We start from the raw sequence: 14,490 nt of genomic DNA, 5'->3' as shown, positions 1-14,490 counted from the left end.
CTACTATAATGCCTGATATGTAGAGAAATTCACTCCGAAAGGCGATTTTGATGACGCTTGATGACTATGACAAAAAGCTTCTGCGTCTCATGCAGGATGACTCAGACCGGACCGTGCAGGACTATGCGGACGCCATCGGGCTGAGCGCCACGCCCACCGCGCGCCGGATTAAACGGCTAAGCGACGCCGGCGTGATCCGCAAGCAGGTCAGCCTGCTTGATCCGGACGCCTTGGGCCTGAAAACCACCTTGTTCGTCTTCATTCGCACCAGCCGACATGACGGCGACTGGCTGGACGCTTTTTCCAAGGGGGTCAAACGGATGCCCGAAGTGGTGGAGTTTTACCGGATGGGCGGGGATGTGGATTACCTGCTGAAGATCATGCTGCCGGAAATCTCTGACTATGACGCGGTCTACAAACGGCTGATCGCGATCGCGCCGCTGTCAGACGTCTCCGCTTCCTTCGCCATGGAAGCGCTAAAAAACACCACGGAATTACCGCTCTGACGGTCAGATGAAATGACAAGGACGGGCGCTTGGGCCCGCCCTTGCTGCATGCAATCCTTACTGTCCCAGGCTAAGCGGGAAGCGCACATTGAAGCGGGCCGAGTTCGCTTCAAAATCAGATTGTCCGATCCCGGACATTCCCACAGAGACCTGCAAGATGGCTCCATTGCGCAAGATGGCTGAAACTCCGAGTTCGCCGTCCGCGCGGAAATCAGAACCTTCATCCGTGAACAATCCGCTCTCGGTGAGCAGATCCGCCGGCTGGTAATCCCAAACCGCCCTCACGCGCGAGCTCAGCTCCCAGCGGGCGCCATTGCTGCGCTCATGCCGCCAGATCAGCTCAGGTCCGGCGGACAGACGGCCCAGCTGGACGCTTTGACCGGGTATCGTGATCCCCAGGCTGTCGGTATAGGCGTCCTGGCTTTCTTCAAAATGGGTGAGCGTCGCCTGCGGCCGCACCACCCAGGGACCGCGCGCGTACTCGCCGGTCAGATTGGCGCGCACCATCCAGCGATCTGTCTCGAACTCGTCCTCATAAAGCCCCAGCGGGTTGACGGTGTTTGAACTGGTTCCATACATCGCCAGGCCATCAAGAATGACCCGGTCCGCCAGTTTCCAGACCATATAGGGCCCGGCCATCCAGCCTTCGCCGTCAACGCGTGCGCCGGCAATAGCGCCCGCCTCTTCAAAGACCTCCCGAGCGGTTTCATCCATCCAGTCAAACTGGACCATCGCCCCGATCAACACATCATCGGACAGAGCCCAGTCAGCGCCGAGCTGCGCCACCCCGAAATCACTCTCTGCGCGCTCACCGGCGCGATCATCGGTGACGCCGGAAACCTCCGCCGACAGCCAGACATCCAGTCGCCCCTCATCATCGCGCATATGCGAGGGCATGCCGGGCGCGTCCGCATGACGGGACTTGGCCTGATTGCGCGCGCCTGCGAGCGACGCCGTCAGGCTCATATTATACCGCCCACGATCCACATCCGCGGCGTACAGACCCGCACCGCTTTCATTTCGTGCCCCGAGCCGGGTCGACAGATCGGGCGCCGCATCAATGATGCGGTCGGCCCGTCGCAGCATGAAGTTACGGATCGCGCGCTGGGTGGCGAGCCGGACCACATCCTCGTCACGCGCATTCTCGAAGGTGCAGACAAGGGTTTCGCCCGGATCAAGATCAAGGCTCAGAACCCCATTGGCCAGATCGGCCGCGGAGCCGCCATCGAGATCGCCCGCGCAAGTGATCGCTTCAACACGCCATCCCGCCGGAGCGCTCTGGCGGACCTCGTATACACCCTCGTCAAGCTCGACCGACGCGCTTTGCGCCTGACCGTTCACCGTCGACAGCTGCAAGCCGTCAAACGCGGCGATGCTCGACGCATAAACGAAATCTGCATCCCCCGAGACGCCCGCCGGCGTCGTCGAGATCAGCTGCACCGCGCCTTTTCGAGTGGTCAACACCAGAGTGATCGGAAAACGCGCCAGCACAACCTCTTCAACCGCCTGCGCGCGGGACGCCCCCGCAGAAGCGGCTGAGGCCGGACCGCTGACCGCTTCACGCACAATCGTCACCGTGCCGGTATAGGAGCCTGCATTGAGCGCCGCCGCCATGTCATTCACTGCGACCGAGAAATCGATGTCAGACTGCGCCGGGATCACGCCTTCCAGAGGTGTGACGGTCAACCATTCCACATCGACGCTGGCGCGGAACCGAACCAGCTCTGTGCCTGGATTGGTGACCCTGGCGGTCGCCGCGACGCCCACCGGGTCATTCTGGTCAATGTCGACTTCAACCTCGACCTCGACATCCTCAGCCACCGCGTCGACGCGAAGATCAGCGGCCGCGCTCGAATTGCCGGCGTCATCGACACTTGCGCCGGCCGCCAGTGAAAGGGTGATCTCGCCATAGGTTTGCGGAACAATGCGCACCGTAAAAGTCTGGGCGTTGACTTGCGTCACACTCGACGCGGCGCCGTTCTCAACGCTCAAAGCGTTCAAATCCGGTGTTGTAACCGCCTCGTTGAACGCCAGGGTCAGATCAAAAGGCCCGGTCACTTCAGCGGAATCCATCGTCAGCTCCGCAATCGGAGCCGTGTTATCGAGACGAATGGTGGATTCATCTGTACCCGTCGGCCCCTCACCTTCATAGGCAAAGCCGGACAGGTCCTTGATTGAGCTCGAGGCATTGACTGACAAACGCACAGCGCCATCAAGATCCGGCAGCCCGCCGCCCGACGCGATAACCTGATAGTTCGCCCCAGAGCCGGACACCGACAAGACCGCGCCATCGGCGCCCGACACTGAGAAACTGGATGCATCGACGCCAGTCACGACTTCATTGAATTCAACACCCCAGCGCACTGAATCGGCATTGGTGACGAGCCCGGTCTCAGCCGTAATGTTCGTCACGACAGGAGCGCTCTCGTCCACTTGAAGCGACAGGACGTCTGACGCCGGGTTGGGATTGCCCAGGCTGTCCGTCACCGTATCAGACGGCAGAGCAATGCTCAGATCCCCAGATGCGGGCGGCGTGATCAGGACCGAATATGCGGTCTCCGATTGCATGACCAATGGCCCGCTGGAAGCATTCACGATCGACAGATCCGACAACTCGAACCCGGTCACCGCTTCATCAAATGTGATGGTGACGGTAAAGGGTTCGAACACTTCAGCGACACTGCTGGCCAGAGTTGCGACGGGGCCGGCATTATCAAGCAAATACGTCTCCGCACCTGCCGGCGTGCCGCCTGTGAGAGGATTGGAGGCCGTATCTTCAATGCTGGCGCCGCCTGAAAGCGCCAGCCCGACCGTTCCGTTCAACTGGTCCAGGTCACCGCCAGACGCCGTCACCTGATACGCCGCGCCGGATCCCGAAACGCGCGTCACACTCGCGGTCGTACCGGACAGGGCGAAATCCTCCGCCCCGACATTGACCACATCCTCGCTGAACGCGACGCTCCAGATCAACGTGTCTGAATTGGTCAGCGCTTCAACAGGCGTCAGTCGGCTGATCGCGTTGAGGACAGGTCTCGTGGTGTCGACGACAGCAGAATCATCTGTGGTGATCGTCCCCGTCGCCGTTGCATCACCTATTGTGGCGTTGCCCGGATTGGACAGGGTGAGCACCAGGGTTTCGTCCGGCTCGATCACCGCATCGCCCGAAACCGTGACAGTGACCGTTTTGGTGGTCTCGGAAGGCGCGAAGGTCAGCGTTCCGGTGGTCGCCGTGTAATCGCTGGCGCTCAGCGCCGTGCCGTCAGACGTCGCGTAATCCACCGTGATGGTCAGGGGCGAAGCCGGGGACAGAGTGACCGTGAAGTCCAGGTTCGCTGTGCCGGCGTCGCCTTCAACAACGCTGGCATCACTGACGCTCAGTACAGGCTGGGAAACCGTCAAGCTGGCCGAAGCCGTACCGGAATTTCCCAGATTGGAGGTCAGAGCGCCCGTCGTGTTCGCATACGTGTTCACGCTCGCTGAACTGACATCCACCTGCACGGTGCAGCTGGCGCCTGTATTCACAGATCCGCCCGAATAACTGATGGTTCCTGCGCCCGCCACAGCGGTCACACTGCCCCCGGTACATGTGGTGCTGGCGTTGGGGGGCGTGGATATAGCCAGCCCCGCTGAAAGCGTATGGGAAAACGCCAAAGACGATGCAGAAACCAAACCAGCGCTATTATCAATCGTGTAAGTGAGCGTTGACGCCTGCCCCACAAGCGACGTCGTGGGTGAGAACGCCATGGAGAATGCGGGCGGCGTAGCCGATTTGGTCACAGTCGCGGCGGCGGTCTGGTTGGTGACGTTCCCGCCCGCATCCGTCAGCGTGGCGGTCAGCGTCAGGGTTCCGTTCGCAAGCCCGGAAACATCAATCGTCACATCCTGAGTAGCGGTCGTGATGGCCGCAGTGCCTGTCACCGTCGCGGCGGCGCTGTCCGTCACCGTGTAGGCATAGGTGGTCCCAACTTCCGCCGTCGTGAAGCGGATATCGGTCGCCGCCTGATTGGCGGCGGTGATCAACGCGTCCTGCCACGCGATGCCGAACGCGGCGGGGGCGACACTATCCACGGTGTGAACCGATCCGGACGTGTAGGCGTTCGGCCCTGAATTTCCTGACGCGTCCTGAATATCGGTCGACGCATCCAGATCCAGCCGGATCGTGCCGGCGCCGGAAATTGAATTCACCGTCACGGTGACGCTGGTCCCGCTGGATGCAGAAACCGACGCGATCGTGCCCGCCGCCGACCCGGTCGTGGTCAGCGAGAAGTCGTCCGTCGTGATATTGGAGGCGGCTTCGGTGAAGGCGACGGTGAATGTCACGCTGGTCGCATTGCCGGCGGGAGACCCGGCCAGCGTGATCGAATTGATCTGCGGCGCCTGCGCTTCCTTGGTTGTGGTGTCGGTGGCGGCGCTGCCGGCGTTACCCGCCGGATCGGTCAGCGTGACGGAGAGGGTCAGCGTGCCGTCTGGCAAACCGGATACGTCAATGCTCGTGATCTGATCCGTCGCGGTCGCAATCGTGCCTGTATTGGAGACCGAGCCCGCCCCGCCGGACGAGGTGATGGTGTAGCTGTACCCAGCGCCCACTTCCGCACTCGCAAAGGTGAACGACGCCGCACCCTGATTGCCTGAATTCACGGGGTCCTGGTCCAGCGTCACCGAATAGCCGGAAGGCGCGGTGTTATCGAGCGTGTAGGTTTCTTCAGACCCTGGCGTGGTGTTGCTGAGCGCATTGCCCGCCGTGTCGGTGATGTCCTGGCCGCCGGCGAAACCGAGATCCACGGTCGCGTTCAGGCTCGCCATGTCTCCGCCGGAAATCGTGATGTCATAAATGAGCGCGGAAGCCGCACTCACGCCGATGGAGGCGCCGCTGGGTCCGCTGACGCTGAAGTCCGCCGCTCCGACAGCGGTCACGGCTTCGGCGAACGTCACCCGGAATACGACACTGTCGGCGTTGGTGTTTTGACCCGCCGGAGTTTGCCGCACGATGGACGTGACCGTCGGCGCGGCGACGTCAATTGAGATGGCCAGACCGCTGGAGGCGGACGAGACATTGCCGGACGCATCTGTCGCTATAGCGGTGATCGTGTGCGACCCCGAAGACAGAGCCCCGGAGGTAAATGTCCAGTTGCCGGAGCCGTCACTTGTGGTCACGCCCAGAGTCCCGTCAGCGGACGAGCTCACCGTCACGGTCGCATTGGCTTCCGAAGTTCCCGTGAAGGTCGGCGTGGTGTCGGATGTGAGATTGTCAGTGTCGCTCGCGCCGAGATCCGAGGCGGCGCTCATGTCCGGCGTTGAGGGCGCGGACGGGGCCGAGGCATCGATGGTGATGGAGAGTCCCGAAGACGCGGACGACACATTCCCCGCCGCGTCAGTTGCGGTCGCGGTGATCGTCTGAGCGCCAGCTGACAAAGCGCCGCCGGGCGTAAAGCTCCAATTTCCCGCCCCGTTCGCCGCCGTTGTGCCCAGCGAGCCGCTGGCGGACGAGCTGACGGTGATGGTCGCGTTCGCCTCTGACGTGCCTGTGAAGGTCGGCGTCGTATCGCTGGTCAGATTGTCCGTATTGCTGGTTCCCGTGTCCGTCCCGGCCGTCATGTCGGGGGTGGAGGGGGCGCTGGGGGCGTCGCGGTCCACTGTATGCGTCGAGCCGGAGGTGAAGGCGGAAGGCCCGGAATTGGCGGAGGCGTCAGAGATATTGGTGCCGCCGTTGAGGTCCAGCCGGATCACGCCCGTGCCCGTGATGCTGTTCACGGTGACGCTGATCGGATCACCGCTGGAGGCGGAGACGCTGGCGATGGATCCGGTGGCGGAGCCCGACACCGTCGTCAGGGTGAAATCATCGGTGCTGACATTGTTAGCCGTCTCGTCAAAATCGACCGAGAACGTCACGCTCGTCACCCCTGCTGCGGGAGAGCCGGACACGGTGATTGATTGCACGGCAGGCGGCGTGGTGTCCGGCGCCACCGGAACACCAAAGGCGAAGGTGTCCAGAACCCCGGAATTGAACCCGGCGCTCGCCTGAATGATGACATGGTCGACGGAGTTGAAGCCCGAATCCGTCATCGTCAGCGTGCTGGCGCCGGTATAACTGTTGAAGGTGTCCCGGGCGACTTCTGTGCCTGAACTGTTATGGCCGGTGACGGTGATGTTCGTGGCGGCCCCCTGATTGTCATACCAGAAGGAATTGAAGTCGAAATTATCGCCGGAATAGTCGATTCTCAGAGTTTCATTCGGTGTGTCGTCAAATCCGAAAATTCCCGAGGTGCCGCCTTCGCCTCCGCTGCTGTCACTCGCGAAGGTTCCTCCGCTATAGGTAAAACTGAAGCTACTCTCTGAGTAAGGATTTGCGATCGCGCCAGTAGATCCGAAACTGAACGTCACGGTCGTCGGCGAACCCAGATCCTGCGCCTGAGCCGTCGCCACGCACGCCGCCGAGAACGCAGCGAGCACGACGCCGCGCGTTAAGGCTTTGATGAAATTAAACATATTCCCCCCGGAGCGTGCTGGCGACGCCATTCAACCTGATCCTGGCTGAGTTAACAAAGCCCTACACTACAGGAGAGCAGGGCCATAAAAAATCCCCCCATAGGGGATTTTTTTACAGTGAGTGATGATGGGGTGGGTGTGGGTGGCCGTCTGGCGAGTGCACAGGACTGGGAGAGTTCTAGTCCACGCCTAGGTCGATATCGTCATCGCTGTCATCGCGACGCTGGCGCTGTTGCTCGAGCCCCATGCCGACCGCGACACCCGCACCCGCAGCGTCCTGCACGTCTTGCCTCGGTCGTGACTGGCGCATCAGGAAACGGTACAGCACGACAGGAACGAGCACGGCCCCGGCGGCGAGAAGCGCAAAGACGACCCAGCCGCCCAGACCGACCGGTTCGATCTGCAAGAGCACCGCCAGCAGAACGATCAAGATCGCGCCAGACAGAACAAGCGCCAGGAGTCGTGTGAAAAACCGCTTCATGGGTTCACGATAACGCGGTTAACGCCGCAAGGCTTCCGGTTTTTATGACGCTCAGGCGGTTTTCGCCTCATCCGCCTGATAGGTCAGCGCCAGGAAGACGTCTTCGAGGTCCGGCTCTTCGGTGCGCAAATCGGCGATCCGAGCGCCGGAGGCGCGATAGGTTTCGATCATGTCCGCAACCGACGCTTCGCCGAACTTGTAGGTGATGGCGAGCGAGCCGTCAGGGCGGATGATTGCGTCCTGGGCCTCGAACCCGGACGGAATCGCAGCCAGCGGCTCGACCGGTTCGATCACCAGGGTTTTGGAATCCAGACGCTTGAGCAGATCCGCCTTGGGCTCACAGGCCACCACTTCGCCGTGATTGACGATGGCGATCTGGTCGCACAACTCCTGAGCTTCCTCGAGATAGTGGGTGGTCAGAACGATGGTGACGCCCTGCTTGTTCAGCTCGAGCACATATTCCCAGAGCTGGCGACGCAGCTCGATATCCACCCCGGCGGTAGGCTCGTCGAGCACCAGAACCGGCGGATTATGCACCAGCGCCTTGCCCACCAGCAGACGGCGCTTCATCCCGCCCGACAGCTGGCGCACATAGGCGTCGCGCTTGTCGTCCAGCCCCAGCGCAGTGAGAATCTCCTGCGTGCGGCGCTCGGCCTTGGGCACGCCGTAAAAGCCCGCCATCAATTCCAGCGTTTCAGAGGGCGTGAAGAACACGTCCATGTTCAGCTCTTGCGGCACCACGCCGATGGCGGCGCGGGCGCGGCGCGGATCCTTGTCGATATCCACGCCCCAGATCTTCGCCGTCCCTTCAGACTTGGTCACAAGGCCTGCGAAGATATTGATGAAGGTGGATTTCCCCGCCCCGTTCGGTCCCAGCAGCCCAAAGATCGAGCCGCGCGGGATCTGCAGGTCCACACCCTTGAGCGCCTCCTTGGCGGGCGATCCCTTGCCGCCGGGATAGGTCTTTTTCAGGCCATAGGCTTCAAGGGCGAATTCGGGTTGGCTCTCGGACATGGACGGGCTCATGATCTGCAAGCGAAGAGGGCGGGCCGCGCGTGCGCAATTGACGCCTGCACGCCGCGCGCCTTAAGACGGAGCGGACCCTAGCGGCGTGCGCAGGCCTCGTCCACGCCGCGTGGCTGTCTATCTTCTTTCACCGGACCCCTCTCAGACCGGCAGAGCACATCATGACCGACACCGCCAACGCCTCATCCCTGCCCGCCCCCGAAGTGATCGTGGTCGACCAGAAGCGCGTCATGTGCGATGGCGGCGGCGGCGCGCTGGGCCATCCCCGCGTCTGGTATGATATGGGCGAAGACGACTTCGTCGAGTGCGGCTATTGTGACCGCCGCTTCGTGCTGCGCGGCTCGAAATCCGACCCCAAGGCGTAAGCCTCACCGGCAAATGTCATTGAATTATTCCGGTTTCGATTGATCCCGGAAACCCTGCCCCTATACCTGTTTGAAACAACAGACGGGGGAGCATGATGAGCCAGGCCAATGCGTCGGCGATGCGTCAGCGTATCGGATTGATCACGGGATTGGTGCTCGCGGTCGGGCTGCAATTCCTGCCCGTGCCGGAAACCCTGGACCGCTCCGCCTGGCTGCTGGCCTCCCTCGCCTTGATGATGGCGTGCTGGTGGGCGACCGAAGCCATTCCCATCGCCGCCACCGCGCTCGTCCCGCTCGCCCTGTTTCCGGTGGTCGGCATCCTCAGCATGCGGTCCGCCTCCGCGCCCTATGCCGATCCCATCGTCATGCTGCTTCTGGGCGGCTTCATCGTGGCGCTAGCGATCGAGCGGTGGAATCTGCACACCCGGATCGCGCTCAATATCGTGGCGGCTTTCGGCTCGCGCCCGGCCTTGATGATGCTGGGTTTCATGACCGCGACCGCAGTGCTCTCCATGTGGATCTCCAACACCGCGACCACGCTGATGATGATCCCCATCGCGTTGAAGGTCGCTGATGCGCTCAAGGACGAAGGCGTGGACGCAAGTCAGTTCGCGCCCGCCCTGGCGCTGGCCGTCGCCTATTCAGCCTCTGTTGGCGGCATCGCCACACCGGTCGGCACGCCGACGAATCTGATCGCCATGGGCTTCATGCAGCGCGAATACGGCGCGGTGATCAGCTTTCCCCAATGGATGATGATCGGCCTGCCCGCCGCCGCGCTCATCATCCCCGCCATGTGGCTGATCCTGACCAAATGGGTGTTCAAGGTGGACGGCCACGCCCCCAATGAGGCGGGCCGCGAGATCATCCTGCGCCACAAGGCGGAGCTGGGGTCCATGACCACGCCGGAGTTTCGTGTCGCGATGGCCTTCGGAACCGTGGCGCTGTTGTGGATGGGACGCACCCTGCCCGGCTTCCTGATCGGCCAGCCCGAGCTCACCTTCGGCTGGAACCCGCTTCTGACCTGGATCAGTTCGCAGCTCGACTTGCCGATCGTCCTCAGCCTTGGCAATGCGCAGATCGCCATGGCGGGCGCACTCGCCATGTTCCTGATCCCGGCCGGCGGCAAGCTAGGCACAGGAAAGGCGCTGATGGATTGGGACACCGCCAAACGCATCCCCTGGGAAGTGATCTTGCTGTTCGGCGGCGGGTTGTCGCTGGCCGCGGCCATTCAGGCGACCGGGCTTGCAGGCTGGATCGGCGGGCATCTGAACTGGGTTTCCACCCTGCCCTTGCCGCTAACGGTGCTGATCCTCGCCTTCATCGTGGTCTTCCTGACCGAGCTGACCTCGAATGTCGCCACGGTCTCCGGCTTCCTGCCGGTGCTGGGCGCGGTCGCGGTCTCCGCCGGCGTGCCGCCCGAACACCTGATCGTGCCCGTGGCCCTGTCGGCCAGCTGCGCCTTCATGCTGCCCGTCGCCACTGCGCCTAACGCCATCGTCTACGCCTCTGGCGCGGCCAGCATGACCCAGATGATCAAGGCGGGTTTCCGCATCAATCTCGTCGCCGCGCCCTTGATTGCGTTGGTGAGCAGCCTGATCAGTTCGGTCGCGTTTCCGGGGTAGGGAAAAGCGTTAGCAAGGCCGCGACTTCAGGCGTGTTCCGCACTTGCGGACACAGCTCGAGATAACCTGCCCCTTCGCCGAACATGGCTTGAGGCCCGCCTCCAGCCTGCGGGAGCCATTCTGACTGTTGAGCGATTTGGCAGCTGTCCGCGTCAGCGCTTGACCCTCTCAAGGCATGCGCCAAACACAACTGGGCTTGCCTGGTATCTTCCCTCCACTGAGGCCAAATGTACTGGTGTTGCATGTTCGCAGACAGAAGCGCGACCAGATCATTGGCTTCCTCACCCGGTACCTCGCAACCACCTATTTCGGCTTTGAGTCTCAGGCGCGTGAAACGATAGGTCAGCAATTCATTGGCTGGTTCGTAGGATGGGGCGTGGCGCGATGGCGTCGTCAGAGACCGATCGACAAAGTTGACGTCTAGCGCCCCCACACTCCTCCGAGGAGCCTGACGCCTCTCGCCTAATCTTGGCTGCTCGAAGCCTTGTTCACCACGCTGCCAGAAATTCTCCTCACGACGAAGAGTCAGCTCAAGCGCTTCTGGATAATCGCCCCCCAAAACAGCCAGGTCATACTGAAGCCCAAGAATCTCACGACGCTTGTCCAGCTCATCAAGCTGATCCAAGAAGGCATAGGACTGCAGGCACTCGACCAGTGCGCTGGCGCGATCAATATGATCGCTCCTGATCGCAGCTCGCGTCAGCAAAATCAGAATGTCTGACTCAACGACCGAAAACCCTTCCGGGCAATCAAGCGGCAGGCCGCGCGAAAACCGTGAGACTTCATGGCCCCAGAGATCATATTGCTCATTGGCCGACAGCAATGAAGCATTAGCGGCGCCCGTCAGTGGGCGGAACCGGCATTCAAGATCGTTCGTTCCACAGAGGTGATCAGCCCAATACAGATACGCTTCGTAGCGGACCTGTGCATCCAGTCGGCTGATCGCAAAAGAGCGTTCATGCAATGCCATTTGATCCAGGCTACCGAAGTCGAAGCCTTCGTCTTCGGTTATGGACTGCGCGAAGGCAGAACCGCTCACCCAAAGGGCAATCACCGAAACGCCAACTAAAAACGCCTGCATCAAGAACTCTCCGCCCTCAGTTCTCGTAGTAGGCTAACTCAACTTGCCAAGCGGCGTCCAACGCACCCGCCCGATTGCCCCCTCACCCGACGCCGCATAGGGTGACGCTCCCTCGCTGACCTGCCGCCGGAGCGCTTGTTATGGCCGTCACTCGTCCTGTTGATTCATCCAGCCATGTCTATCTGGTGGACGGGTCGGGCTATATCTTTCGCGCCTATCACGCCCTGCCGCCGCTGACCCGGTCTGACGGCACGCCGGTGGGCGCGGTGCAGGGCTTCTGCAACATGCTGTGGAAGCTGCTTGAAGACCTCAAGGGCGAGGACCAGCCCACCCATCTGGCGGTGATTTTCGACCATTCATCCAAGACCTTCCGCAATGAGCTTTACGACCAGTACAAGGCGAACCGGCCCGAACTGCCCGAAGACCTGGTGCCGCAGTTCAAGCTGATCCGCGAAGCCACCCAGGCGTTCGAGCTGCCCTGCATCGAGATGGAAGGGTTTGAGGCGGACGATCTGATCGCGACCTATGCCCGCCTCGCCGCCGAGAAGGGCGCGCGCGTCACCGTGGCCAGCTCTGACAAGGATCTGATGCAATTGGTCAATGACCAGGTGACCATGCTCGATCCGATGAAGTCCAAGCGCATCGGCCATGACGAGGTCATCGAAAAGTTCGGCGTCGCGCCGAACCGCGTCATCGACGTGCAATCGCTGGCGGGAGACAGCGTGGACAATGTGCCCGGCGTTCCCGGCATCGGCATCAAGACCGCCGCCCAGCTGATCAATGAGTATGGCGATCTGGAATCGCTGCTCGCGCGCGCCGAAGAAATCAAACAGCCCAAGCGCCGCGAAAAACTGATCGAGCATGCCGATGACGCCCGCATTTCGCTGAAACTCGTCACCTTGGAGCCTAACGTTCCGATCACGGAAGAGTTGGACGTGTTCGGGGCCGCAGACCCGGATGCGGAGAAGCTCGTGGGCTTTCTCAAATCCATGGAGTTCCGCACCCTGACCCGCCGGGTCGAGGAAGGGCTGGGCGCCCCGGTCGCTGATGAAACCGGCGACGCCACCGCCCCCATCGACCGCTCCAAATACGAAACCGTCCAGACTGTTGAGGCGCTGGAGCGCTGGATCGAGAAATCCAAGGCCGCTCGCGTCATCGCGGTGGATGTGGAGACCGACGCGCTCTCCGCTGTCGCGTCGCGCCTGGTGGGCGTGTCGCTCGCCACCGCCCCGGGCGAAGCGTGTTACATCCCGCTCGGCCATGAAGGCGGCGATCTGGCGGATGGCGGCGGCAAGCCCGAGCAGATCGATGAGGGCGAGGCGCTTGGGCGGCTCAAGGCGATCTTGGAGAACGACGCCATCCTGAAGGTCGGTCAGAACTTCAAATACGATCTGGCGGTGTTCCAGCGCTATGGCGTGCGCGTCGCGCCCTATGACGACACCATGCTGATCAGCTATGTGCAGGCGGCCGGCCTTCATAATCACGGCATGGACGAACTGTCAGAGCGCTATCTCGGGCATAAGTGCATCTCGTTCAAAGAGGTGTGCGGGTCTGGCAAATCCCAGAAACGCTTCTCTGAAATCGATCTCAAGACCGCCACAGAATACGCCGCCGAAGACGCCGATGTGACGCTGCGCCTGTGGGAGCTGTTGAAAGCCGGGCTCGCCGGCAAGGGCCTGCTGACCGTCTATGAAACCCTTGAGCGCCCGCTGCCGCAGGTGCTGACCGATATGGAATTGGCGGGGGTGAAGGTGGATGTCGCCCAGCTCTCGCGCCTATCCTCGGACTTTGCGCAGAAAATGGCCGAGGCCGAAGAAACCGCGCACGGTCTGGCGGACCACAAATTCAATCTGGGCAGCCCCAAGCAGATCGGCGAAATCCTGTTTGGCGAGATGGGCCTGCCGGGCGGCAAGAAAACCAAGTCCGGCGCCTGGTCGACGGACGCCGCCGTGCTCGACGAGCTGGCCGAGCAGGGCCATGATCTGCCCAAGGCGCTTCTGACCTGGCGACAATTTTCAAAGCTCAAATCCACCTATTCAGACGCCCTCAAAGAGGCGATCAATCCCAATACAGGCCGGGTTCACACCAGCTTCTCGCTGGCCGCGACCACGACCGGGCGCTTGTCGAGCTCGGAGCCGAACCTTCAGAACATCCCCATACGGACGGAAGAGGGTCGCAAGATCCGTGAAGCCTTCACCGCCGAGCCCGGCCATGTGATCGTCGCAGCGGACTATTCCCAGATCGAACTGCGCCTGCTGGCCCATATCGCCAATGTGGAAGCGCTGAAACAGGCCTTCCGCGAAGGTCAGGACATTCACGCCCTGACCGCGTCGGAAATGTTCGGCGTGCCGCTGGATCAGATGGACCCGACCACCCGCCGCAACGCCAAGGCGATCAATTTCGGGATCATTTACGGCATTTCCGCCTTCGGCCTCGCCAACAATCTCGGCATCGGGCGCGATGAGGCCAAGCGTTATATCGACAGCTATTTCGAGAAATTCCCGGGCATCAAGGCCTATATGGACGCCATGAAGGAAGAGGCGAAAGCCAAGGGCTGCGTCTCGACCATCTTTGGCCGCCGCATCCATCTGCCCGGCATCAAGGACAAGAACCCGTCCGTCCGTCAGTTTACGGAACGTCAGGCGATCAACGCGCCCATTCAGGGCGCCGCGGCCGACATCATCCGCCGCGCCATGGTCCGCATGCCCGATGCGCTGGCCGAAGCGGGCCTGAAAACCCGCATGCTGCTTCAGGTGCACGATGAACTGGTGTTTGAAGCGCCTGAGAGCGAAGCGGATCAGGTGATCAAGCTGGTCACCGAGGTGATGATGGGCGCCGCCGCGCCCGCGCAATCCCTGTCCGTGCCGCTTGAGGTCGAAGCCAAGGCCGCGAGCACCTGGGGTCAGGCGCACTAGCCTGTCAC

8 protein-coding genes are annotated in these 14,490 nt (G+C 61.9%); 4 read left to right on the top strand and 4 right to left on the bottom strand.

Translation table 11 applies throughout. From position 1 onward, the window contains the following. Positions 1–47: 47 nt before the first annotated feature. Positions 48–506 (top strand): Lrp/AsnC family transcriptional regulator, encoded by a 459-nt coding sequence (locus ACTIGF_RS08085; protein WP_439636363.1) that lies wholly within the window; start codon positions 48–50, stop codon positions 504–506. A gap of 57 nt (positions 507–563) precedes the next feature. Here the strand turns inward: ACTIGF_RS08085 and ACTIGF_RS08080 are convergent, their stop codons facing one another. The 3 genes from ACTIGF_RS08080 to ACTIGF_RS08070 form a co-directional block, all read right to left on the bottom strand. Continuing rightward, positions 564–6,992 (bottom strand): Ig-like domain-containing protein, encoded by a 6,429-nt coding sequence (locus ACTIGF_RS08080; RefSeq protein WP_439636362.1) that lies wholly within the window; start codon positions 6,990–6,992, stop codon positions 564–566. A 178-nt stretch (positions 6,993–7,170) separates the two neighbouring features. After that, on the bottom strand, positions 7,171–7,473 hold the full coding sequence (locus ACTIGF_RS08075) for a hypothetical protein (protein WP_439636361.1): 303 nt from the start codon (positions 7,471–7,473) through the stop codon (positions 7,171–7,173). 51 nt (positions 7,474–7,524) lie between these two features. Then, positions 7,525–8,487, bottom strand: coding sequence for an ABC transporter ATP-binding protein (locus ACTIGF_RS08070; RefSeq protein WP_439636360.1), 963 nt, complete (start codon positions 8,485–8,487; stop codon positions 7,525–7,527). 173 nt (positions 8,488–8,660) lie between these two features. Between ACTIGF_RS08070 and ACTIGF_RS08065 the strand changes: the two genes are divergently transcribed. Further along, positions 8,661–8,864 (top strand): zinc-finger domain-containing protein, encoded by a 204-nt coding sequence (locus ACTIGF_RS08065; protein ID WP_022701180.1) that lies wholly within the window; start codon positions 8,661–8,663, stop codon positions 8,862–8,864. A 95-nt stretch (positions 8,865–8,959) separates the two neighbouring features. Then, positions 8,960–10,486, top strand: a complete 1,527-nt coding sequence (locus ACTIGF_RS08060) for an SLC13 family permease (RefSeq protein WP_439636359.1) — start codon at positions 8,960–8,962, stop codon at positions 10,484–10,486. Here the strand turns inward: ACTIGF_RS08060 and ACTIGF_RS08055 are convergent. Next, a complete protein-coding gene (locus ACTIGF_RS08055; protein ID WP_439636358.1) occupies positions 10,461–11,567 on the bottom strand; it encodes a hypothetical protein in 1,107 nt (368 codons plus the stop codon). The two genes, ACTIGF_RS08060 and ACTIGF_RS08055, sit on opposite strands and share 26 nt — an antisense overlap. Before the next feature lie 140 nt (positions 11,568–11,707). On the opposite strand from ACTIGF_RS08055, the gene polA reads away from it, so the two are divergent. Continuing rightward, positions 11,708–14,482 (top strand): DNA polymerase I, encoded by a 2,775-nt coding sequence (polA, locus tag ACTIGF_RS08050; protein WP_439636357.1) that lies wholly within the window; start codon positions 11,708–11,710, stop codon positions 14,480–14,482. The last annotated feature ends 8 nt before the right edge of the window (positions 14,483–14,490 follow it).

The organism is Oceanicaulis sp. (assembly GCF_051859625.1).
GTDB lineage: Bacteria > Pseudomonadota > Alphaproteobacteria > Caulobacterales > Maricaulaceae > Oceanicaulis.
The sequence above is the reverse complement of the archived record's forward strand: the minus strand, read 5'-3'. Positions and strand labels throughout refer to the sequence as shown.